Origin of the sequence: Pseudarthrobacter sp. NPDC080039 (genome assembly GCF_040702335.1) — a bacterium.
Taxonomy (GTDB): domain Bacteria; phylum Actinomycetota; class Actinomycetes; order Actinomycetales; family Micrococcaceae; genus Arthrobacter; species Arthrobacter enclensis_A.
In genome coordinates, this window is record NZ_JBFBKY010000011.1 from 14,035 (window position 1) to 36,209 (window position 22,175).

A 22,175-nucleotide genomic window follows, 5' to 3' on the forward strand; every position below is an offset into this window, starting at 1 on the left:
CTCGGCACCACCCCCACAAACCCCTGTTTCCCCCGCCCGCAACACCAGCAGAAAGGAGTGTCATGAGCACATCGGACGATGCGCCCAGGCCGCTGGTGGACCAGTCCGTCCTGGACCGGCTGCGGGAGGAACTCGAAGAGGAAGAAGGCTACAGCCGCGTCTTCGTGGGGAACTTCATCGAGTACCTGCCACAGCGGCTGGGCCGGCTGCGGCTGGCCCTGACCACCGGTGACCTTGAGGGCTCCCTGGACGCCGTCCTGAGCCTCAAGACGTCAAGCCAGATGGTGGGAGCCGAGCGACTGGCTGGACTGGCGCTCGAACTGGAGAACGAGATCCGGGCCGAAGCCCGGCACGCTGACATGGCAGTGGTATTGCCCAGGCTCGCGGCCACATTCCTGCGGCCCATCACGCAGTGCAGCAGGCAGACCATGCACCGGTTGCAGGCTCAGTGCTGTCCCGGTGCCAAGCGGTAACCCACCCCGCGGACGGTCTGCAGCCAGCGCGGCTGCTGCGGGGAGTCGCCCAGCTTTTTGCGCAGGTTCCCCATGTGGACTTCCACGGAGCGCTCGTCGGCCTCGCTGATGTAGCTGCCGACGTCGTAATCCTCGTCGCGGAGCCGGCGCACCAGGTCTGACTTGGTCCGCACCGTCCGGCCAGCTTCGAGGAGCGCATAGAGGAGTTCGAACTCGGTACGGGTCAGGTTCATCTCCCTGCCGTCGACGGTGACGGTGCGTGAGGCGTAGCTCAGGTCCAGCCCGTTGTGGCTGAAGTTTCCACGCTCGGGGTGTGCTGCGCTGTCCGGCGACGAGTCAACAGCCACGTCAGCGGGGTCCGGAACCGACCGCGGCCGGCGCATCATGGCCGCCACCCGGGCCCGCAGCTCACGCGGGCGGAACGGCTTGGTGAGGTAGTCATCGGCCCCGGACTCGAGCCCGATCAGGGTGTCCAGCTCCTCGGTACGGGCCGTCAGCATCACAATGTAGGCATCGGAAAACTCGCGGATCTGCCGGGAAACCTCAAAGCCGTCAATGTCCGGCAACCCCAGGTCCAGGGTGATGACGTCCGGGTTAAGGCTCTTCGCCATCAGCACGCCTTCCGCCCCGCCGCTGGCGACGGTGACGTCAAACCCAGCCTGGGTCAGCACAGTGCGAACCAGTTCCCGAATGTCGTGGTCATCTTCGATGACCAGACCCACACGTGCCTCACTCATAGAGCCCCCTCAGTGCCAACGTCAGAAGTATAGCTGGCTGCGGATATCCTGCTGGTATGGTCCCGCACACCCCCACTTCCGCGTCCCCGGCGCCATGACCACCCCCACGGCCTGGTCATCGGGACGGCTGCGGTTTTTCAAGCGCCCCTTTCACGAATACCGCCTGACGGACAGGGTGGCCATGAGCCAGATGCCCCTGTTCGTGACCACCATCCTGACGGCCGCGCTGATGTGGGCGTTCTTCCCGGACACGATGAACAACCCCCTGTTCGTGGCGTTCCTCGTCTCGCAGCTGGCGATCATGGTGCTGTGCTACGCCATCCCGTGGGACCGGCTGCCCTACACCAGTTTCCTTGCCATCCCGCTGCTTGATTTCGTCTCCATTGCCGCGGGCAGGGAAGGCGGCCAGGACGGCCTGACGGGGATCAGCCTGCTCGCCGTGTTTCCGGTCATCTGGTTCTGTGCGTCCGGATACCACGCGCGGGCGGCCCTGTGGTTGTCCTTCCTGGGACCGCTGGCCATCATCTGGGTGCCGCTCGTGCTGAACGGCGACCACAATCCACAGGATTTTGCGCGGTCCCTGTTGCTTCCGGTCATGATGCTGGGCATCGGCGTGTCGGTGAGCGTCCTGACCCTGAGCATGATGCGCCAGCAAAAGCAGCTGGAGGAGAAGGACGAGCTGCTGCGGGCCAACCTCCGCACCAGCAAACGCCAGGAATCACTCCTCAACACCATTCTGGACACCGTGCACCTGGGCGTCCTGGCCGTGGATGCGGACGGCCACGACGTCCTCATGAACCGTAAGCAGCGCGCAAACCATGAGCTGGCCCGGCCCAAAGACATTGCGGACCCCAACGAGTCCCAGCTGCTGGTCTTTGGGCAGGACCGGAAGACGTTGATCCCCGTCCAGGAGCGCCCGGTCCGGCGGGCCGTTCTTGGCGAAACCTTCACGGACTACCTGGTGTGGCTGGGTGAAGGGAAGGACCAGCGCGCCCTGGTGACGACGGCGCGTGCCATGAAGGATTCCGACGGCAACTTCACCGGCTCCGTCATCGTATTCAGCGACGTGACGGATCTGGTGAACGCGCTGGCCGCCAAGGACGACTTCGTCTCGAACGTTTCCCATGAATTCCGGACCCCGCTGACGTCCATCCTTGGCTATGTGGAGATCCTGCTCGCCGATCAGCCGGACGAATCGCAGCGGGACATGCTGGAGATCATCCGCCGGAATTCGGAGCGGCTGCTGACCCTGGTCTCGGACCTGCTGTCCAGCCGGAACGGGCAGCTGATTGTCATGCCCCATGCGGTGGACGTGGCCGAACTGGTGCGCAGCAGCGTGTCATCGGCAATGCCACGGGCGGCGGCCGCCGGAGTGGAATTGCGGGCCGAAACCCCGGAGCAGCTGGAGGCCCACGTGGACAGTGCCCGCATTTCCCAGGTCCTGGACAACCTGGTGTCCAACGCCATTAAATACTCGCCCGACGGCGGTGAGGTGGTGGTATCGCTGGCACAGGAGGACGGGCACCTGGCCTGTCACGTTTCGGATACCGGAATGGGCATGAGCCCGGAGGACGCTTCAGAGGTGTTCGCCAAGTTCTTCCGCACCAGCAGCGTGCGCCGCACGGCCATCCCCGGCGTGGGCTTGGGGCTGCCCATCAGCAAAGCGATCGTCGAGGCGCATGGCGGCACCATTGGCGTCGACAGCAGCCTGGGCAAGGGAACGACCTTTACGTTCCGGGTGCCGGTGTAGTCCCCACCCGCACCCTAACCACTTCGCCCCAGGACTGGCGGGCAAGTTCCTGGATCGAGGCAAGAATGGCCGACGGCGGCTGGCTGAGGTCCAGCGGGTACTCCACGATGTCGATGTCGGTGTTGAGGATGCGGCGGAGCTTGACCTCACCCTTGCCGGCGTAGACGAGCCAGGCAGTGGGCACGGCGAGAGCGGTGCAGTGGGCCAGCATTTGGTAGTGGTCAGCCGTCAGGGAGGCACCGGCGTCCGAGGCGGCCTTGTACTTGGCGTTGTACGCCACCACAGGTCGGCCGCCGAGCATGTGGACCGCGTCCGGACGCACGCACAGGCGGTCGGCGTCGTTTACGGCCTCGCTGAGCAGGACGTTGAAGCGCAGCCGCAGCTCCCCTGGGTACGCGGCCATTGCGCTGCGCAGCGCGGTGCCCACAAAATCCCCGAACACCTGCGCCATGTCCACGACGAACGAGGCCGTCTGCTGCTTGCCCTCGCGGGCTTCCGCCGATGCGTTCCGCAGGATCAGGTCGGCCAGGCGAAGCACGGCGTGGTAGCGCTGGTTCATCCGGGTGGCCTGCCAGGCTGGGACCGGGGCGCCGGACGGAAGGCGGGTGACGCCGTCGAGCTTTCCCTTCAGCTGGCGCAGCCGGCCCAGCACCTCGGGGCGGACACCAGGCACCTGCCCCATCCGCTCAAGCGCGGCGCGCAGTATCCGGTTTTCGGCGATGTCCTCGGTGAATTCGTCGTACGACACCTCCAGGGGAACCAGCATGCCGGGGCGCCGGGAGATCTGGTCGGAGATCCGGATCCGCCCCTTGACCGTACGCAGCGACTCGTCCACGGTGAGATAGCCCTGCAGGACACCCCGGCCCAGGGCCCGTTCGGCGAGCTGCGCCAGCGATTCGGCCAGCGCACTCCAGAGGTCCTGTTCCTCCTCCGCTGCCACCAGGCCGGGCCGGAAGCCCTGCTCCCCCGCGTAGCTAAGCAGGAACAGGAGCCGGCTGAGGCCCAGCCGGTCCTTGGGCCGCACGTCCAGCTGGATGGTCGGCGTCCGCACCGACCCCACCTTGCCCACCGGCTCGATCCGGTACAGGCCCATGCCCAGGGGCGATGCCTTGGCCAGCCCGCTGGAGTTCAGGAATGAAGCGCTGGGCGCGTCCAGCCGTTCCACCAGGCCGCTGGACAGTTCGTCCAGGACCAGGTGCCGAACAGACGCCCGGGGATCAGCGCGCTGCAATGCGTCCCAGCAGCTGGTCCAGCCCGAACCGCTCCTCCAGCTGCGACCGCGTCAGCTGGCCGTGGTAATGCTCCTCCAGCAGCGGCATCAGCTCGTACTTCCAGATCCGGCGCAGCCCGGCAGGGGTCTGGGCGGCGGCCTTCATGAAGTAGGACGGTCCGATCATCAGGTCGCGGTCCCATTCGTCAATGGCCCCGTTGAGCGCATCCAGCAGCAGCGCCGGGGTGGGGTCGAGCTGGCGGGCCTGCAGGAACCGGTGGAGGGATCCCTTCACCGGCTCGGTCTGCGGGTGCAGTTCAATGAAGGAGAACCGGCGCCGGATGGCGGCGTCCATCATGGCAATGGACCGGTCCGCGGTGTTCATGGTGCCGATGATGTACAGGTTGTCCGGCAGCGTGAACGGCTCATTGGGGCTGTACTGCAGGTAGATGCGGTCATCGCGGTATTCCAGCAGGAAGTACAGCTCGCCGAACACCTTGGCCAGGTTGGCCCGGTTCATCTCGTCGATGATCAGGAAGTACGGTTTCTTCTCGTTGCCGGGCTTCGCGGCTTCCTCCGCCAGCCGGCGCAGCGGGCCGGCCACGAGTTTGAATGACACCTGGCCTTCGTCGGTTTTGTCCGGCCGGTAGCCCTCGAAGAAGTCCTCGTAGGCGTACGACGGGTGGAACTGGACGAGTTTGACCCGCTCGTCCGTGCTGTCGTCCGCCAGCTCGGCAGCAAGGTGCTTGGCCAGGTACGTCTTGCCGGTGCCGGGTGGACCGTAGAGGACCAGCTGCCGGTTTTCCTCCAGCAGGTCGGCGATCTCCTGCAGCGGTTCCAGTTCCATGTGCAGCGACGCGGCGAACTCCCGGGTCAGCGGGCGGAAGCCCTCCTGCACGGGAGGGACGACGGCGGCGCCCTCCGTGTCGGCGTCAGGTTCGGTCTCCGCTTCCGGCGGCAGCAGCGCCTGCAGCGCCTGGACCACGCGGGTCACGTCCACCACGATGCCGGGGGTGGCCAGCTGGCGCTGGACGTGCCGGGGCAGGCTGGTGGTGGTGTGGCCGTCATCGAACCAACGCACCTTGCGCCGCAGCCGGCGGTTGTCGTCGTTGTACTCGGGCTCCCCCAGCACACCGCCGAGGCGTACCGTTCCGGCGTGCTGGTACAGCACCAGGTCGCCCGGCTTCATGACGGTCAGGAAGGCGAAGACCGCCGTCTTGGTGTCCTCGCGCTCCACGTAGCCCAGGTGCTTGTAGTCCTCGTCCACGGCGTGCTGAACCACACCGGCGGTGACGCCGGGGTCCAGGTGGCGGAGATGTTCGACGTCGAGAGTCACCTTTTCCTCGCCGTGCCACGCGGTGAGCAGCTCGGCATGGTCGCTGTGCGTCCGCAGCAGCCACGCCCGCCGGCCGGGGTCGCCCACCTTCCGCCACTGGCTGACCAGTTGCCGGGAGTACCAGTCGATGCGCTGGCCGGCCTGCTCGTCCAGGTGCCGGCGGATGCGGTGGATATCGGCCGTGATGTCTTCTTCGGTGTCGCCGTTGGCCCCGCCCACCAGCGAGGCGAACGCGTCCCGGATCTCCTGCCGCTCCACGTCCGCCACCACGGGCTCGAAGTAGCTGGGCCACGCCAGGAATTCAATGCTGCGGCGGATGGCGGGCTGGTCCTCCGGGGTGGACGCGGCCAGGTGGTGGAACTGCAGCGGGTCCTTGATGGCGGCCTGCACCACGGCGGCCGGGCGCTGCGCAACGTTCCGGACAAACCGGCACAGCCACTTGAGGTGGTCCCAGATGGTCCAGTTGAACTCGGCGGTCCGGTCGCGGATCACACCGTGGTCCGTCATGCCGGCGTACAGCTCCTCGGGGAGCTCAAGCGGCGGTTCCAGCCAGCCGGCGGCTTCAGCCACGCGGGCGCGTTTGACCTTCAGGGACTTCACTTCGTGGGCCAGCGGCAGTGACTGCAGGAACAGCAGCTCGACGGCGAGCTGCTTGGCCCCGCGCGTGGCACCATCCAGGTTCTCCCGGAGGTTGGTCATCATCGGGGCCTTTGGATCCGGGATGCCGCGGTCCAGCCGGTCAAGCAGCTCGGCGGCCGCCGGAACGGACCAGGTCCTGGTGCGGCCGTCCAGGGGTGACGCTTTTCCCTGCAGGCCGGGCCCCAGCACGAACCATGCAGCGTCCTCGATCTCCTTCGAGATGCCGAGGGCGCGGGTCATGGCAGCAGTGGCAGTGGGGGTCATGCCCTCAAATTTACAGGGTGAAGCTGGACGCCCGCTCCACGGCACCTGGCCGCCCCTGCCCCGCCAGGGTTCCGGACCTGCCTATTTGCCGGTGGCGGACCGCCTCCTGCCGAACACGAAGTACCCCATGGGACCGATGAAGTTAACAAAGGACGCGGCCCGCCACGCAACCTTGGGGCCGTTGATGAGCTCGGCAGGCCGGCGCGAGATGTCCCGCTGGGCGGCAACCAGCAGGGATACCTGCGCCACGGCGCCGAGGATGGTGCCCGCCTTGCGTGAAGGCGACATCTCTTTCCACGTCTTCTTCTGCCTGCCTGCGTGGGCCTTGTTCCTGCTGCTCCTGTTCAGTGCCATCTTGTTCGGGGCCTTGCTCTTGTTCCGGGCCATCGGGCTTCCTTTCGCTCTGGTGGTTGTTCCAGTCCAATGTGTCCGGTGCAGGCCTGACCAGAGTCTTAGTGCCTGTAGGGCGCCATCCGGTCTTTTTGTTCCTGGGTAATCCGCTGCACCCGGCCGGTGGCTTCGTCCACGAACGCGAGGTGGCTGCTGGCCTTCACGCAGTCCTCCCTGGTGACAGGGTCCTGGAGCAGGTAGTGGATATCGAAGCTCGCGCCTTTTACGGCACCAATCCACACCTGCACCACCGCCGGCACGTTGCGGTACTCCAGCGTCCTGACATACCGGATCTTGTGGTCCACCACCAGCGCCAGGGTTCCGTCCGGGACGTCGTTGAACAACGACACGGGAGGTTCGATCCCCGGAAGCCCTGCTCCCCGCGGCGGCCCGAAGGCCGCGATCCTCGCTTCCTCCAGCATCCGCACAATCTGGACGTTGTTGATGTGGCCATAAGCGTCCATGTCACCCCACCGCATGGGCACCAGGACTTCGATCCTCTGGCCGCCGTGCGCGCTCAGCTGCGCACCGCCGTCGAATCATCCGCGGTCTCCCCCGCGTCCGCACCCGCAAACTGTGACATGTAGAGGCGATGGTACGCACCGCCCGCCCCCAGCAGCACCTGGTGGTTGCCCTGTTCCACGATTCGTCCGTTCTCCATGACCAGGATCGTATCGGCATCGCGAATGGTTGAGAGACGATGCGCGATCACGAAGCTGGTCCGGTCCGAGCGCAGGGCCGCCATTGCTTTCTGGACCAGGAGTTCGGTGCGGGTGTCCACGGAACTGGTGGCCTCGTCCAGGATCAGCAGCGATGGGTTGGCCACGAAGGCGCGGGCGATGGTGATCAGCTGCTTTTCGCCGGCGCTGACGTTGTTGCCCTCTTCATCGATGACGGTGTCATAGCCCTCGGGCAGGGCCCGGACGAACCGGTCCACGAACGTTGCCTTGGCCGCCGCCATGACCTGTTCCTCTGTGGCCCCAAGGTTGCCGTAGCGGATGTTGTCGTAAATGGAGCCGCCGAACAACCATGCGTCCTGCAGGACCATCCCCACCTTGGAGCGCAGCTCGGAGCGGCTGAGGTGGGTGATGTCCACGCCATCCAGCAGGATGGACCCGGAATTGAGCTCATAGAACCGCATCACCAGGTTCACCAAGGTGGTCTTGCCTGCTCCGGTGGGACCGACGATCGCCACGGTGTTGCCGGGCTCGGCAGTAAAGGAGAGGTTTTCGATGAGCGGCTTGTCCGGGGTGTAGCTGAAGGTGACGTTCCTGAAGTCGACGTGCCCGTCGGTCTTGGCCGGCAGGTGTTCGGTGGCGGTCTCCTGGTCCTGTTCGTCGGCGTCCAGGAATTCGAAAACTCGTTCCGAGGACGCCACCCCGGACTGGAGCATGTTGGCCATGCCGGCCATCTGGCCCAGCGGCTGGGTGAACTCGCGGGAGTACTGAATGAAAGCAGTGGCATCGCCCAGGGACATGGCCCCGGATGCCACGCGAAGACCGCCCACCACGGCGATGCCCACATAGCTGAGGTAGGAAACGAACTGCATGACGGGGAAGATGATCCCGGACACGAACTGCGCCCCGAAACTTGCCTTGTAGAGCGCCTCGTTGCGTTCCTCGAACCGTGCCAGCATGTCAGCGTCCCGGCCAAAAACGCGCACCAGGTCGTGGCCCGAGAAGGATTCCTCGATCTGGCCGTTCAGTGACCCGGTGTTCTTCCACTGGGCAGCGAAGAGTTTCTGGCTACGGGCACCGATGATGCCTGCTGCCACCCCTGACAGCGGCAGGGCAACCAGGGCGATCAGGGCAAGCTGCCAGGAAACGATGAACATCATGATCACGATGCCCACCACGGTCAGCACGGAGTTGACCAGCTGTGCAAACGCCTGCTGGAGTGCCTGCTGGATGTTGTCGACATCGTTTGTCACCCGGGACAGCACGTCGCCGCGCTGGCGGGTGTCAAAGTAGTTCAGCGGCAGGCGGTTCAGCTTGGTTTCTGTGTCGTCGCGCAGCCGGCGGATGACCTTCATGACGATGCGGTTCAGGACGTACCCCTGCAGCCACATGAAGATGTTCGCCACGAAGTACATCAGCAGGACGATGGCAATGAGCATGGTGAGCTTGTCGAAGTTGATGCCGGTGCCGGGCACCACCTCCATCCTGGACAGCATGTCCGCGAAGTTGTCCTGGCCCTGCTGGCGCAGGCCTGCAACAAACTGTTCCTTGCCCGCGCCGGCGGGCAGTTGTTTGCCCACCACCCCGGCGAAGATGACGTCCATGGCCTGGCCCAGGATCTTGGGGGCAATGACGTTGAGGACCACGGAAATGACTACAAGGCCCACCACTGCGGAGATGCCCGGGGCCTCGGGCTTCAGCAGCCCCATGAGCCGTTTGGCGGAAGGCCAGAAGTGCTGGGCCTTCTTGGCGGGCATGGCGCCGAACATGCCGCCGTCGGCTTCGGTGGGTTGGAATTCATCCTCGATGAAATCGTCGTCCGACGGCTTTTGCGTGGCGGGCTGGGCCTCCCCCGGAACAGGCTGGGCGGGCAGCAGTATCTCCTCCACGGGAGCGGCGTCCTTCTTCCGGAGCCTCATGCCACTTCCTCCACGCTCAGTTGGGATTCGACAATTTCCTGGTAGGTGGGCGACGTTTCAAGGAGTTCCTCGTGCGTGCCGCGGTCCACGATCCGTCCGTTGTCCAATACCAGGATCTGGTCAGCCCCGGTGATGGTGGAGATCCGCTGGGCCACGATGATCACCGTGGCGTCGGTGGTGGTGTCCTTGAGTGCGGCACGGAGCCGGGCATCGGTAGCGACGTCCAGTGCGGAGAAAGAGTCATCAAAAAGGTAGACGCGCGGCTTGGTGACCAGGGCCCGGGCAATGCAGAGGCGCTGGCGCTGCCCGCCGGAAACGTTGGTCCCGCCCTGGGCGATCCGGGAATCCAGCCCGTTCTTCTTCTCCCGGACAAAGGAGTCGCCCTGGGCCACCCGGAGGGCATTCCAGAGTTCCTGGTCTGTTGCCTCGGTCCTGCCGAACCGCAGGTTGTGCGCAATGGTTCCGGAGAACAGGTAGGGACGCTGCGGGACCAAGGCCACGCGTTTGGTGATTTCGGCACGGTCAAGTTGGTCCACGGGCACTCCGTCCAGCAGCACCTGGCCCTCCACGGGGTCGTACAGCCTCGGCAGGAGGGACAGTAGAGAGGTCTTGCCGGCGCCCGTTGACCCGATGATGGCGATCGTCTGCCCGGGACGGGCAGTGAAACTGATGTTACTGAGAACCGGAGACTCGGCGCCCGGGTAGGCGAAGGTGACGTTGCGGTACTCCACCACGCCGGCGAGCGAGGCCGGCGATTGCGGATGCCTGGGCTCGTGGATGGAGGGTTCGACGTCGAGCACCTCACCGATGCGGTCGGCGCACACTGAGGCACGCGGGATCATCATGGCCATGAAGGTGCCCATCATGACGGCCATCAGGATCTGCAGCAGATACTGCAGGAACGCGGTCAGCGATCCCACCTGCATGGCGCCGGCGTCCACCCGTTGCCCGCCGAACCAAAGCACGGCGGCGGTGGAGAGGTGCAGGATCATGGTGATGGCCGGAAACATCAGGACGAACAGGGCGCCGATGCGGAGCGACACGTCCGTGAGCTCCTGGTTGGCAGCGCCGAAACGTTCCGTTTCATAGGGTTCCCGCACGAACGCACGTACGACGCGGATGCCGATGATCTGCTCGCGCAGTACGGCGTTGATGCGGTCGATCTTCCGCTGCATGGAACGGAACAGCGGGATAAGCCGGACCACCAGGTAGCCCACCACCACGCCCAGGAGCGGCACTGACACCCAGACAAGCCAGGACAGGTTGAGGTCCTCGCGGAGCGCCATGACGATGCCGCCTATGCACATGATGGGTGTGGCCACCATGAAGTTCAGCCCCATGAGCAGCAGCATCTGCACCTGTTGGACATCGTTGGTGCCGCGGGTGATCAGGGTGGGAGCTCCGAATGCGTTCACATCCTTGGCCGAGAAGCTGGTGACCTTCCGGAAGACTGCGCGGCGCAGGTCCCGGCCCACTGCCATGGCGGCCCTGGAACCGAAGTAGACGCCGGCGATGGCTGCAGCCACCTGCGCCAACGCCACCAGGAGCATCAGCGCACCCGTGCGCCAGATGAAATCGGTGTCTCCACGAGCCACCCCTTCATCGATGATCTGCGCGTTCAGGCTGGGCAGGTAGAGCGCGGCGATGGTGGATGCGAGCTGGAAAATGACGACAGCCAGGATGTACGGCGCATAGGGTTGGGAATAGCGCCGTATCAGGGTGAGGAGCATGGACCCAACTCTAGTGACGACCACCGACAATGGTCCCCCTGGACAACAATTTCCCCGTGGAAATCCTGCACGGAACGCACGGCTGCACCGGCCGGGGCCACGGCCTCCCACCACGCAGGAAAGCCGCGGTCCGACGCCGGAAATCATCCGGCGCGGACCGCGGCCGTCACGTTGATGCAGTCAGCCTGGCCGGCCTGCGCAGCCTGGCTGCGCACCCGGTGGGACAGCTGCTGCCGACTACAGCCCCTGGCCCGAATCCACAGCGGAACCGGCGCCCGGGTCTGCCGCTGGCTGGACCGCGGCGCTGTGCCTGCCGTGGCCGACCAAGTACAGTGCCGCGGCAGCCTGGAGTTTCCGTTCCTTCAGGAGCTTGCGCTGCAGCCTGCTGAGCTCTGCCGCCGTGGCGGCCTGCTTGGCGGCCACCTCCCGCTGGGAGCGCAGCTGTTCCTGGATGTCCAGGACCAGGCTGCCCAGTTCCGCCTGCTGGCGCGCCAGCAGGTGCTGGGTTTCCTGCAGTTTCTGCAGCGTGGCCGCGGCACTGGCAACCGCGTCCGCAGCCTTTTCAACGCTGTCAGCGGTTCCCAGTCCCAGCCCGTCGGGGCTGCCCAGCCCCTCGGAGCTGAAGCTGCGTGCGAACACTTCCTCAAAGTCCTCCGTGGCCAGCCGGCCGGATGCCGCGGCGGCTGCGGCAGCACCGCCGTCGTACCTCTTGGCGGGTGCAGCGGCCGAGCCTGCGCGGACTGCACTGCGGCCAGTCATCGCGGCGGGAAGGTCCCCTTGCGGGGCGTTGCCGGAGACCATGGGCAGTTGGCCGGTCATCGCCGTCATGCCCGCTTCGCCGGCTGCGTTTGCCTGAAGGCTGGCTTCCGGGGTGATGTCGACGGTCTTGCGCAGCGGCACTTCCTTGATGAAGATCACGGCGATCAGGGCAACCGCGCTGACTACTGCGGAGATCATGAAGATGCCCGCCGTGGCGTCGCCGTAGGCAGCGCGCATGACGTCGGCGACCGGCGCGGGAAGGTCTGCCAGGTCCAGGCTGGCACCGCCGTTTCCGCTGGCCGGGATACCCAGCTTCGCGAGCCCGTCAGTGGCAAGGTCTTTGACGTGGTTGGACATGACCGCGCCCAGGACGGACACGCCAATGGCGCCGCCGAAGGAGCGGAAGAAGGCGACCGAGGCACTGGCTGAACCGATGTCCGTGGCACGGACGGTGTTCTGGACCGCAAGGACCAGGTTCTGCATCAGCATGCCCAGGCCCACGCCGAAGACCGCGGTGTAGAGCCCTGCCAGCCAAAGATCGGTGGTGTGGGTCAAGGTTCCTGCCATCGCCAGGCCGCCGATCAGCAGGATGGTGCCGCCGATGAGGAACCGCTTCCACTTGCCATAGCGGCTGATGAGCTGGCCGGAGACCACGGAGCCCACCAGGTTGCCGGCGATCATGGGCAGCGTCAGCAGGCCGGCTTCGGTTGGGGTCGCGCCGCGGGCCACCTGGTAGTACTGGCCCAGGAAGGTGGAGGAGCTGAACATTGCAACGCCGACGGCAACCGAAGCGACGATGGCCAGTGCGGTGGTGCGCTCGGAGATGATCTTCAGCGGGATGATCGGCTGGGACACCTTGGACTCAACCAGCACCAGCAGTGCGAGCAGGAGGACGCCGCCGCCCACCATCACCACGGACTGCCAGGACCACCAGTCGTAGTAATCGGGGTTGCCGGCGAAGGACACCCAGACCAGGAGCAGGCTGACGCCGGTGGTCAGCAGGATGGCACCCAGCCAGTCGATCTTGGCGGGACGCTTGACGTGCGGAACCTTGAGCGTGATCTGGAGCAGGATCAGCGCGACAACGGCGAGCGGCACGCAGACGAAGAATGTCCAGCGCCAGCCGAGTGAGCTGTCCACGATGAAACCGCCCAGCAGCGGGCCGCCGGCGGTGCCGACAGCCATGACGGCACCCATGTAGCCGGAGTACTTGCCGCGTTCGCGGGGCGGGATGATGGAGCCGATGATGGCCTGGGCGAGGGCCGTGAGGCCGCCCATGGCGATGCCCTGGATGACACGGGCGGTCAGCAGGAACGGGATGTTCTCGGAGAAGCCGGCCATGACGGATCCGGCCACGAAGATCACGATGCTCAGCTGGACGAGGACCTTCTTGTCGAAGAGGTCGGCGAGCTTGCCCCAGATGGGGGTGGTGGCTGCGTTGGCGAGCAGCGCGGCCGTGATGACCCATGCGAAGTCCGTCTGGGTGCCCTTGAGCTCGGACATGATGGTGGGCAGCGCGTTGGCCACGATGGTGCTGCTCAGGATCGCGGTGAAAAAAGCGGCCAGCAGGCCGGTCAGGGCCTCCATGATCTGGCGGTGGTTCATGGGGGCGCCGGGTTCGTGGCGCTTGGATTGCCGCGATTCCTGTTTGGCGGTGCGTTGGCGCTGGCGCTCCTGCTCCTGGTCCGCGGCGGCGGTGACGTTAGCCATTGATGGACTCCTGCGTGTGATCGTTGATGGTCCCGGCCGCCCTTGCCCGGATGGAATTCTTCAGGGACGTGGTGAGCTTGTTCAGCATCGCGGCCGTGGCCACGGCGTCGTCCTCATTCCAGTCGGAGAGGTAGGCCTGCAGCGTTTCCGCCCGGTGCCGCACCAGCTCCGCCAGCTTCTCCTTGCCCCTGGGGGAAAGGGCCAGCAGCTGGGCGCGGCCGTCGTCCGGGTCCGGAGTCCGCAGCACCAGGCCCGCGTCCGCAAGCTCGGCCACGTGCCGGCTGAGTACCGGAGCGCTGACCCCCAGCCGTTCGGCGAGGTGCGCGGCGCGGGTTTCCCCTTCGCCGATGAACTTGAGCACGCCTTGGAGTGCGATGCCCGTGTCCTGACCTTTGACGTTGACCATGGTGACGCAGCGCAGTGCGCGCTGGAGGTCATAGATATGGCTGACGAGGTCGGCTGCGGTGGCCGGTGCGACAGACATGATCCTCCCTAAAGAATTAGTTGCTGCAAGCAACTGTAACAGAAAAAGGTTGCTTAGGGAAACGAATTTCTTCTGTTGGGCCGTTAAAGCACAACGCTCCCCCCATTTCCGCGGACTGCAGGAAAGGGAAGGAGCGCGTGACGCCGGGTGGCGGTTCAGGTGGCCAGGTGGGTGGGGCCAAACATCTTCAGCAGGGTCTCAACGACGACGACGTTGGGGCCGTCCGCAGCGAATCCGGCCCTGAGCGCGTCCCCCACGTCCCCGGTAGCCACCCGGGTGGCAGGCACGCCAAAGGATTCCGCGAGCTTCACGAAGTCCGGGCGGGCGAGTTCGGTGGCGGTGGCCTTGCCGAAGGCACCCACCATGTACTCGCGCAGGATGCCGTAGCCGCCGTCGTCAACAATCAACCAGGTCACCGGGACATTGTGCTGTTTAGCGGTGGCAAGCTCGGCAATGGAGTACATGGACGAGCCGTCGCCGGAGACCGCAAGCACCCGGGCAGGTTTGCCCACCGTTTCCAGCCCAACGGCCGCGCCAATGGCTCCGGGAAAGGCATAGCCCAGGCCGCCCGCGCCCTGGGCCGAGTGGAACTGACCCTGCCGCGCGTCCCAGCAGGACCAGCCCCAGTACGCAGCGATGGTCATGTCCCAGAACGTCTGCATGTCCGCTGGCACCGCCTCGCGGATGTCGGCCATGAACTTCAGTTCCGTGGCCAGGTCCTGCGATTCCAGCCGGGCCCGGACCTTGGCGAGGGACTCCCTGACAAGATCTTCCGGGGTGCTGCCGTGCCAGTCCGGCGTGGTTGTCCTGCCCGACTCAAGTGCCTCATCCAGGGCGGCCAGCGCCTGGCCTGCATCGGCCCGGATGCCCAGGCCCGGCCGGTTGGACTCCAAAACCCGTGGTTCGGCGTCGATCTGAATGATGCGGCCGCGCGGCTCGAAGGTGAAGTAGTTGGACGTAACCTCACCCAGGGAGGAGCCGATCACCAGCAGGACGTCCGCATCCTCCAGGACGTCGGTCATGTACCGGTCCTCGATCCAGGACTGCAGCGACAGCCCGTGGTTCCAGGGGAACGCGCCGTTGCCGCCGGGGGTGCAGATCACCGGCGCCCGCAGTTTTTCGGCAATGGAGAGCAGCGACTTCTCCGCTTTGCCGCGCCGGGTGCCGCCACCGGCGATGATGGCGGGGCGTTTGGCCGCTTCCAGCCACTTCACGGCCTCGCGCACCAGCTCGATGCGCGGCGGGTTGTCCGCCGCCTCGGCCAGGGCGTCCTCCACGGGTGGCACCATGATCGGATCCAGCAGGACGTTTTGCGGGATCTCCAGCCATACCGGGCCCTGCGGGGACGAGATGGCTTCGGTCCAGGCGTCCTGGATGGCGGAGGGGATGCCGGACGCGTGCTGGATCAACCGCTGGCTTTTGGTGACGTTGGCCGCGGACGCCTTCTGGTCGTCGAGCTGGTGCAGCATGCCCTTGCGCCGCGCACCCAGGCCTTCCAGCGGAATCTGGCTTGCCACCACCACCATGGGCACCCCCGTGGCATACGCCTCCTGGAGACCGGCCAGCGACGTCAGCGCGCCGGGGCCGGTGGACAGGAAGAGCACGCCCACTTCGCCCGTGGCGCGGGAGTAGCCGTCCGCGGCGAACGCGCTGTTGTTCTCCACGCGGGAGGAGACGAACTGCAGGTTGCCGCGGCCCATGGCGTCGAAGAGTCCCAGGGCATGCTGTCCAGGGATGCCGAAGACGGTCTTCGCCCCCAGCGCCTCGAGGGTCTCGACGACGAGGTCGCCGCCGTTCCGCACGCCGCCCGCCTGGATCGGGACGGGTGCACCCAGTTCCGTCATGGCCCTACTCCTTGGCGGCTGCGGCGAAACCGGCGGGGCGGCGGGCTTCCCGCCCCAATGCTTGGGCCTGGTAGCCGGTGTCGGCTCCGAAGCGGTCGCCGGGCGTGGCATTGTCGGCCATGAGGGTCACCAGTTCGTAGGCGACGTGGCTGGCGGCGACGCCCGTGATCTCAGCGTGGTCGTAGGCAGGTGAGACCTCCACGACGTCGGCGCCTACAAGGTTCATGCCGCGGAACCCGCGGATGATTTCGAGGAGTTCGCGGCTGGTGATGCCGCCGGCCTCGGGGGTGCCGGTGCCCGGGGCGTGGGCAGGATCGAGGACGTCGATGTCCACGGAGATGTAGAGCGGGCGGCTGCCGATCCGGTCGCGGACCTTGGCCACGGTTTCCAGGACGCCCTGGTAGTAGACGTCCGAGGAGGTGACGATGCCGAACCCAAAGCGGTGGTCGTCGTCGAGATCCTTCTTGCCGTAGAGCGGACCCCGGGTGCCGATGTGGCTGATGGCTTCGGTGTCCAGGATGCCTTCCTCCACCGCGCGGCGGAAAGGCGTGCCGTGGGTGTATTCGGCGCCGAAGTAGGTGTCCCAGGTGTCCAGGTGGGCATCGAAGTGCAGCATGGCGATGGGTCCGCCGGCACGCTCGGCGGCGGCGCGCAGCAGCGGCAGCGCGATGGTGTGGTCCCCGCCCAGGGTCAGCAGTTTGCTCCCGGCGGCCGTGAGGTCCAGTGCGTTCTGCTGGATGGTCTCGATGGCTTCGTTGATATTGAACGGGTTGACCGCCATATCCCCGGCGTCGGCCACCTGGATGTTCTCGAACGGGCTGACGTCCCAGGCAGGGTTGTACGGACGCAGCAGGCGGCTGGCCTCACGGACGTGGTTGGCGCCGAAGCGGGCGCCCGGCCGGTAGGAAACCCCCGAGTCGAAGGGGACGCCCACTACGGTGACGTCGGCCTTGTCCACCTGGTCCAGGCGCGGAAGGCGGGCATAGGTGGCAGCTCCGGCGTAGCGGGGGATCCGGGATGAATCGATGGGGCCAAGGTTGCCGTTGGCTTCAATGCGCAGCTCTTCCATTGGAGGCCTCTCCTTCGAGGAGTTGAGGGGACGTCTGTGACTGCCATCATACACCTTGGTTTTCTAATGAGCATCAAGTGTTTACCTTTGCAATGGGCATGCCAGCGTCACGCAGAGCACGCTTTGGGCAGGCGGGAGCGGAAGGATGCCCTCGTTTGCAGGCGTGCGCGGGCGCAAAGCCGGCGAAAGGATGCCCTGTGTGACGCCGGGCCGGAGCAAAACAGGGCGGCCGGCCGAGGGCTACCGGCTGGCGGCGGGCACCAGGACCCAGAGCACCTCGACCGGCTTGTCCGTCATGTTGACCCAGGTGTGGGGTTCGCGGCCGGGGAAGGTCACCGTATCCCCCGTATCGAGGTCATACTCCTCATTCGTGAGGATCAGCTTGATGGACCCTTTGATAACGTGCAGCACATCCACGTCGCAGTCCACCGCATACAGCTCAGACTCCCCGCGGCCGTGCGGCTCGATGACCGCCTGGATAATCTGGACGCGGCGTTCGGAGCGGGCGGTCAGCAGCCGCTCCACGATGCCCTGGCCGCCCAGTGAAATGCGGGGCCCGTCGTTGCGCTTGGTCAGGTGGGTTTCCGGGGCCGCGAAAAGGTCGCCGATGGAAATGGACAGCACCTGGCAGAGCGTCACCAGGGAAGCCACGGAGGGAGAGGTAAGGTCCCGCTCCACACGGCTGAGGAAGCCCTTGGTGAGCCCGGTGGCCTCGGCAACCTGCTCGATGGTGAGCCGCTGGGACTGCCGGGCGGCCCGGATCCTGGAGCCAATGGCTACGGGAACGTTGCTCGGCTCAACTGGCAGTGCCTTCATCTACGAACCTTTCATGGCCGGCAATCCGGCTCCACTCTGGAGCCATACTAATGGGCGCCGGTTTTGTGACGCGCCCATGCCACACGGGTGGAAGCGGGCCGTTTCCACCCGTGACGGCCGCAGCCGTCACAGCCTAGTCTTTGGAAACCTCTGTTGCCTATAGGGCAATAGAACACCACTCCCGTCTTACCGCGGCGCTGGACGGCATTTGCGCCAACGAGCCCATTTCCTACGGCCTGATCGCCTCGGCCGTCGTCTACGTCGCGGACTCGCTGCTCAGCCACCCCACCGATCCCGGGGTGATGCGCGCCTGGCAGCTCCGCATTGCCGGCCAGGAGCAGGACGGAATCCCTGAGGAAGTCCTCGCCGGCCTCTGAGCTTGTCAGGCAACAGCAAAGACGTAAGGCACGACGACGGCGCCTCCTTTCGCATCCCGGCGAAAGAAGGCGCCGCCGTCGTAAGTCCTGCTTTCCTTGTCCCTACCCCTCGGTGTCCCGCGGCTCATCATCATCCAGCGGGACCTCGCGGTCCTCGGCATCGATGACCACCGGCGGCGCCTGCACCACCGGCTCTTCCTCGTCGATGGACTCGTCCTCCGCGTCCCAGTCCGCATCGTCTACCGGTGCATCCTCGGCGTAATCGTAGGCGGGATCCGCCTCGACGGCGTCCAGGTGCGGCATGTCCGGGTGCTGTCCGGTGGTGCTCATGATTCAACCTCCGTATATTCGCCTGACGTGCTCTTTCAGGTAGGGCGCAGCCCGCGCCTCCCCTTCATCACAGCACCGCCCACCTAACGGGTCAATAGCTGCGGCGGTCCGTGGACAGGTGCAAAGCCAGGACGCGGACAGCCGCCGATTTAAGGCAAACCGAAACTTCGCAGCGAGGTTTGCCAGCCAAAAAACCGCGGAAAATCGCAGTAGGCTTGCAGGGCAAAGGCGCGAGTACATGCCCTTTCAAGCCCAGGAGTTACAGTGTCGCAGCACGCCCGGTCCGAATCCCATGCCACGCCCCCGGAGGTCCCTACCGGCCCAAACCAGCCCTCGCCGTCGAACATCAAACGGTGGCGGCAGTACCTGGCCGACGAGCGCGCCGAAGCCGCCGTCTACAGGGACCTTGCACAGAACCGTGAAGGCGAGGAACGGGACATCCTCCTGGCTCTGGCAGAGGCGGAAGGGCGGCACGAAGCCCACTGGCTGGCGCTGCTGGGGGAACACGCGGGCAAACCAAAGCGGGCGTCCTCGCGCAGCCGTTTCCTCGGATTCCTGGCCCGGCACTTCGGCTCCGTGTTCGTGCTGGCCCTTGCCCAGCGCGCTGAAGGCCGCTCCCCCTACGCCAAGGACCCCAACGCCACCGACGCCATGGCCGCCGATGAACAAATCCACGAGGAAGTGGTGCGGGGCTTGGCAACCCGCGGCCGCAACCGGCTGGCCGGCACCTTCCGGGCCGCTGTGTTCGGCGCCAATGACGGCTTGGTCAGCAACCTTTCCCTGGTCATGGGCATGGCCGCGTCCGGAGTGGCCAGCAGCGTGGTGCTGCTCAGCGGCATCGCCGGGCTGCTGGCAGGTGCCATGTCCATGGGCGCCGGCGAATTCATCTCTGTCCGCTCGCAGCGCGAATTGCTCGCCGCCACCCGGCCCACGCAGGTCACGCTGGCGGCCGCGCCCAAGCTGGACCTGGAACACAACGAACTCCTCCTGGTCTACCGCGCCCGCGGGATGTCCCTGGAAGCGGCCGAACACCGCGTCGCCGAGCGTATGGGGCTGCTGTCCTGCGACTGCGATCCCAGCCTGTCCCTGCAGCCGGACCTGCCGGAGGAAGTGGACCAGCACGAGGCTGTTGGTACTGCGTGGGGAGCGGCGCTGTCCAGCTTCTGCTTCTTTGCCTCCGGCGCCATCGTTCCCATCCTGCCGTTCCTGTTCGGCCTGACGGGAGTCACCGCCCTCGTGGTGGCAGGTGCCCTGGTGGGGATCTCCCTCATGACCACCGGCGCCGCTGTTGGCCTGCTGTCCGGCACGTCCCCGCTGACCCGCGGCCTGCGCCAACTCGCCATCGGGCTGGGCGCGGCTGCCATCACCTACCTGCTGGGCCTGCTGTTTGGCACGGCGGTCGGCTAACAGCGTCCCGAATATATTGCGGAGGTTCTCCGACGGCACTCAGCGCCGCTGGAGGACCTCCACCGCTTCATCCACGGTGTCCACCAGGAAGATGTAGTCCGCCATCGCACGCCCCGCGGCGAGGCTGCGCAGCATGGGCCACGCCGGATACTCCTGCTCCCAGTGGCTCCGCCCCACCAGGACCATGGGTGCCACCTTTTCACGCGCACCGTAGTAGTTTTCGCAGGCATCCTGGAAAATCTCCTGGACCGTGCCTGCGGCCCCGGGAAGGAAGACAATCCCGCCGTGGCACAGTTCCAACAGGATGGCTTCGCGGATGGCGTTGGCGAAGTATTTGGCAATGTGCGTGGCAAAGTAGTTCGGCGGCTCGTGCCCGTAGAACCAGGTGGGGATGCCGATCGAGGGCGTCCCGCCCGGATGGCGTTCGACGACGGCCGCCGCCGCACGCGCCCACGCCGACACCGAGGGACGGAACCCGGGAACAGCGGCGAGCGCTGAGAGCGCGGCCTGCACGTCGCCGTCGGACGCCTGGCTCAGGTATGCGCCCAGGTTGGCCGCTTCCATGGCCCCCGGCCCGCCCCCGGTGGCCACGGTATAGCCGGCGATGGCAAGTTTCCTTCCCAGCAGGGCGGCCTGGGCAAAGTCCGCGCTGCCCCGCGGCGCCGCATGCCCGCCCATCACACCGACGATTGACCGGCGGGTCCACGTCCCGGTGCGGGTCAGCTCATCCAGGGCGTCTCCGATGGCGTGGTCGTGCAGCGCGGAGGCAAGGGTCGAGTCCACGCGGTGGCGCTGGCCCGGCTGGATGCTCCAGTGGTAGATGCGGGCGTCCGGCAACGCCTCGTAGGGGGACGTTGCCAGCCCGGCGTAGAGCTCGGCCGGTGAATACAGTGCGGCCCGGTAGGGGTCGAAGGGGACGCCCTCGAGCCGCGGAAAGATCAGGGCACCGCGGCTGCGGAGGTTTGCCTCCATGCCCTCGTCAAAGGTGCAGCCCAGGAACAGCGCGCCCTCGACACTGACGTTCTTCAGCGCAGCGGAGCGGCCCCGCAGGTCCAGTGACTGGGCATGCCATCCGTGCAGGTTGACCGCTCCGCCGGCCACCAGCCGGTCAAAGCTGGCCAGGTCCTGGACCTCTAGGTTGCGGGGACGGGGACCAAGGCTGCCGGCAAAATTCATGGCTGCTGCCCCGCGCTCCTCATCATGGAGCCAGCCTAGGCCAACCAGCACGAAAAGCGGGGCCGGACCGTGCCGGTCCGGCGCCCGGTTGCTGAGGCGCTCTCGTATTGATCGTCAGGAAAAAGTCCTAATGTCAGCACCATTAACTTCCATAACGTTCCCTCCTGCCTGCAGGCCCATTCCTGGAGGCCCTCTTGACCGCGGCAACCGGGCTGCTACGATCGAGGAAGAAAGTATGTCCTATCAAGCGAACATACGGCGGCAAAGTGTCCGCTGGCGCCGCCGCGTGCCGGACGGAGGCGCAGACACCGAAAACGAGGGAACGCACCGTGGCGAACAACCTGGGACTCACAATCGACCGCTCCTCCCCCGTGCCTCTGTACCACCAAGTGGTCCAGGGCATCGAGGCAGCGATCTACAGCGGGGTCCTGGAGCCCGGCAGCAGGCTGGACAACGAGATCGACCTTGCAGCCCAGCTCAGCCTGTCCCGGCCCACCATGCGCAAGGCCATGGATGAACTGGTCCGCTCCGGCCTGCTGGTCCGCAAGCGTGGCGTCGGAACGCAGGTGGTCTCCAGCCAGGTCCGCCGGCCCCTGGAGCTTTCCAGCCTCTACGACGACCTCACCAACAACGGCAAGAAACCCACCACGGAGGTGCTGAGCTTCTCGCACCTGGAGGCGGACGACGCCACGATCACCACGCTGCAGCTTCCCGCCGGGTCGAAGGTGTACCACTTCACCCGGCTGCGGCGGGTGGGTGGCAAGCCGCTGGCCCTCATGGAGAACTGGGTGCGCGACGACATTGCGGAGATGGACGAGGCCATGCTGGCGGCAGAGGGTCTTTACTCGATCCTCCGCCGCGGGGGCGTGAATTTCCGGTTGGCCAACCAGCGCATCGGCGCCATGAACGCCAACGATTACCAGGCTTCCATGCTGGACACCGCGGCAGGATCAGCGCTGGTCACCATGGAACGCACGGCCGTGGACGACACCGGCCGCCGCGTCGAAACCGGCAACCACGTCTACCGGGCCGATTCCTACAGCTTTGAAATGACTCTCGTACAGCGATAATCCAAGGA

At 66.1% G+C, this 22,175-nt stretch carries 19 protein-coding genes; 5 read left to right on the top strand and 14 right to left on the bottom strand.

Annotated elements, in window-relative coordinates:
- The first annotated feature begins 62 nt into the window (after positions 1-62).
- The gene (locus AB0313_RS13205; RefSeq protein WP_141943383.1) at positions 63-473 is read left to right on the top strand and encodes an Hpt domain-containing protein; all 411 of its coding nucleotides are present in this window, start codon (positions 63-65) and stop codon (positions 471-473) included.
- Here the strand turns inward: AB0313_RS13205 and AB0313_RS13210 are convergent.
- Complete coding sequence (locus tag AB0313_RS13210) at positions 446-1,210, bottom strand: response regulator transcription factor (RefSeq protein WP_174237535.1); 765 nt, start codon at positions 1,208-1,210, stop codon at positions 446-448. The genes AB0313_RS13205 and AB0313_RS13210 overlap by 28 nt on opposite strands.
- Before the next feature lie 94 nt (positions 1,211-1,304).
- On the opposite strand from AB0313_RS13210, the gene AB0313_RS13215 reads away from it, so the two are divergent.
- Positions 1,305-2,960, top strand: coding sequence for a HAMP domain-containing sensor histidine kinase (locus AB0313_RS13215; protein ID WP_366306012.1), 1,656 nt, complete (start codon positions 1,305-1,307; stop codon positions 2,958-2,960).
- Here AB0313_RS13215 and AB0313_RS13220 read toward each other — a convergent pair.
- From AB0313_RS13220 to AB0313_RS13270, 11 genes are all read right to left on the bottom strand, one after another.
- Positions 2,938-4,191 (bottom strand): restriction endonuclease, encoded by a 1,254-nt coding sequence (locus tag AB0313_RS13220; RefSeq protein WP_366306014.1) that lies wholly within the window; start codon positions 4,189-4,191, stop codon positions 2,938-2,940. The genes AB0313_RS13215 and AB0313_RS13220 overlap by 23 nt on opposite strands.
- The gene (locus AB0313_RS13225; protein ID WP_366306016.1) at positions 4,178-6,409 is read right to left on the bottom strand and encodes an AAA family ATPase; all 2,232 of its coding nucleotides are present in this window, start codon (positions 6,407-6,409) and stop codon (positions 4,178-4,180) included. The genes AB0313_RS13220 and AB0313_RS13225 overlap by 14 nt, the downstream gene beginning before the upstream one ends.
- 81 nt (positions 6,410-6,490) lie before the next feature.
- Positions 6,491-6,796, bottom strand: a complete 306-nt coding sequence (locus AB0313_RS13230; RefSeq protein WP_366306018.1) for a PLD nuclease N-terminal domain-containing protein — start codon at positions 6,794-6,796, stop codon at positions 6,491-6,493.
- 65 nt (positions 6,797-6,861) lie between these two features.
- The gene (locus AB0313_RS13235) at positions 6,862-7,278 is read right to left on the bottom strand and encodes a thioesterase family protein (RefSeq protein ID WP_141943389.1); all 417 of its coding nucleotides are present in this window, start codon (positions 7,276-7,278) and stop codon (positions 6,862-6,864) included.
- A gap of 38 nt (positions 7,279-7,316) precedes the next feature.
- Positions 7,317-9,395, bottom strand: coding sequence for an ABC transporter ATP-binding protein (locus AB0313_RS13240; protein ID WP_366306020.1), 2,079 nt, complete (start codon positions 9,393-9,395; stop codon positions 7,317-7,319).
- The gene (locus AB0313_RS13245) at positions 9,392-11,125 is read right to left on the bottom strand and encodes an ABC transporter ATP-binding protein (protein ID WP_366306022.1); all 1,734 of its coding nucleotides are present in this window, start codon (positions 11,123-11,125) and stop codon (positions 9,392-9,394) included. The genes AB0313_RS13240 and AB0313_RS13245 overlap by 4 nt, the downstream gene beginning before the upstream one ends.
- A gap of 237 nt (positions 11,126-11,362) precedes the next feature.
- Complete coding sequence (locus tag AB0313_RS13250; RefSeq protein ID WP_366306024.1) at positions 11,363-13,594, bottom strand: MDR family MFS transporter; 2,232 nt, start codon at positions 13,592-13,594, stop codon at positions 11,363-11,365.
- Entirely contained in the window at positions 13,587-14,078 is a 492-nt protein-coding gene (locus AB0313_RS13255) for a MarR family transcriptional regulator (protein WP_307310112.1), read from the bottom strand. The genes AB0313_RS13250 and AB0313_RS13255 overlap by 8 nt, the downstream gene beginning before the upstream one ends.
- Positions 14,079-14,233: 155 nt before the next feature.
- Positions 14,234-15,922, bottom strand: coding sequence for a thiamine pyrophosphate-binding protein (locus AB0313_RS13260; RefSeq protein WP_366306026.1), 1,689 nt, complete (start codon positions 15,920-15,922; stop codon positions 14,234-14,236).
- 4 nt (positions 15,923-15,926) lie between these two features.
- On the bottom strand, positions 15,927-16,991 hold the full coding sequence (speB, locus tag AB0313_RS13265) for an agmatinase (protein WP_366306028.1): 1,065 nt from the start codon (positions 16,989-16,991) through the stop codon (positions 15,927-15,929).
- A 240-nt stretch (positions 16,992-17,231) separates the two neighbouring features.
- Complete coding sequence (locus AB0313_RS13270; RefSeq protein ID WP_141943405.1) at positions 17,232-17,807, bottom strand: cupin domain-containing protein; 576 nt, start codon at positions 17,805-17,807, stop codon at positions 17,232-17,234.
- 140 nt (positions 17,808-17,947) lie between these two features.
- On the opposite strand from AB0313_RS13270, the gene AB0313_RS13275 reads away from it, so the two are divergent.
- Positions 17,948-18,184 carry a hypothetical protein gene (locus tag AB0313_RS13275; RefSeq protein WP_366306030.1) on the top strand — a complete coding sequence of 79 codons (237 nt, stop codon included), beginning with the start codon at positions 17,948-17,950 and terminating at the stop codon, positions 18,182-18,184.
- A gap of 102 nt (positions 18,185-18,286) precedes the next feature.
- Here the strand turns inward: AB0313_RS13275 and AB0313_RS13280 are convergent, their stop codons facing one another.
- On the bottom strand, positions 18,287-18,514 hold the full coding sequence (locus tag AB0313_RS13280; protein WP_141943407.1) for a hypothetical protein: 228 nt from the start codon (positions 18,512-18,514) through the stop codon (positions 18,287-18,289).
- Positions 18,515-18,778: 264 nt separating this feature from the next.
- On the opposite strand from AB0313_RS13280, the gene AB0313_RS13285 reads away from it, so the two are divergent.
- Positions 18,779-19,921 (top strand): VIT1/CCC1 transporter family protein, encoded by a 1,143-nt coding sequence (locus tag AB0313_RS13285; RefSeq protein ID WP_141943409.1) that lies wholly within the window; start codon positions 18,779-18,781, stop codon positions 19,919-19,921.
- 39 nt (positions 19,922-19,960) lie between these two features.
- On the opposite strand, the gene AB0313_RS13290 is transcribed toward AB0313_RS13285, so the two are convergent.
- Positions 19,961-21,097: an LOG family protein gene (locus AB0313_RS13290; RefSeq protein WP_141946538.1), complete on the bottom strand. Its 1,137-nt coding sequence runs from the start codon at positions 21,095-21,097 to the stop codon at positions 19,961-19,963.
- 329 nt (positions 21,098-21,426) lie between these two features.
- On the opposite strand from AB0313_RS13290, the gene AB0313_RS13295 reads away from it, so the two are divergent.
- Entirely contained in the window at positions 21,427-22,167 is a 741-nt protein-coding gene (locus AB0313_RS13295; protein WP_366306033.1) for a GntR family transcriptional regulator, read from the top strand.
- Positions 22,168-22,175 lie beyond the last annotated feature (8 nt).

Coding starts and splice junctions, on each gene's coding strand:
- speB (WP_366306028.1), bottom strand. CDS start 16,991: ATGGAAGAGCTGCGCATTGAAGCCAACGGCAACCTTGGCCCCATCGAT.
- AB0313_RS13235 (WP_141943389.1), bottom strand. CDS start 7,278: ATGCGGTGGGGTGACATGGACGCTTATGGCCACATCAACAACGTCCAG.
- AB0313_RS13245 (WP_366306022.1), bottom strand. CDS start 11,125: ATGCTCCTCACCCTGATACGGCGCTATTCCCAACCCTATGCGCCGTAC.
- AB0313_RS13210 (WP_174237535.1), bottom strand. CDS start 1,210: ATGAGTGAGGCACGTGTGGGTCTGGTCATCGAAGATGACCACGACATT.
- AB0313_RS13260 (WP_366306026.1), bottom strand. CDS start 15,922: ATGACGGAACTGGGTGCACCCGTCCCGATCCAGGCGGGCGGCGTGCGG.
- AB0313_RS13240 (WP_366306020.1), bottom strand. CDS start 9,395: ATGAGGCTCCGGAAGAAGGACGCCGCTCCCGTGGAGGAGATACTGCTG.
- AB0313_RS13280 (WP_141943407.1), bottom strand. CDS start 18,514: ATGAGCACCACCGGACAGCACCCGGACATGCCGCACCTGGACGCCGTC.
- AB0313_RS13290 (WP_141946538.1), bottom strand. CDS start 21,097: ATGAATTTTGCCGGCAGCCTTGGTCCCCGTCCCCGCAACCTAGAGGTC.
- AB0313_RS13250 (WP_366306024.1), bottom strand. CDS start 13,594: ATGGCTAACGTCACCGCCGCCGCGGACCAGGAGCAGGAGCGCCAGCGC.
- AB0313_RS13230 (WP_366306018.1), bottom strand. CDS start 6,796: ATGGCCCGGAACAAGAGCAAGGCCCCGAACAAGATGGCACTGAACAGG.
- AB0313_RS13225 (WP_366306016.1), bottom strand. CDS start 6,409: ATGACCCCCACTGCCACTGCTGCCATGACCCGCGCCCTCGGCATCTCG.
- AB0313_RS13215 (WP_366306012.1), top strand. CDS start 1,305: ATGACCACCCCCACGGCCTGGTCATCGGGACGGCTGCGGTTTTTCAAG.
- AB0313_RS13270 (WP_141943405.1), bottom strand. CDS start 17,807: ATGAAGGCACTGCCAGTTGAGCCGAGCAACGTTCCCGTAGCCATTGGC.
- AB0313_RS13255 (WP_307310112.1), bottom strand. CDS start 14,078: ATGTCTGTCGCACCGGCCACCGCAGCCGACCTCGTCAGCCATATCTAT.
- AB0313_RS13205 (WP_141943383.1), top strand. CDS start 63: ATGAGCACATCGGACGATGCGCCCAGGCCGCTGGTGGACCAGTCCGTC.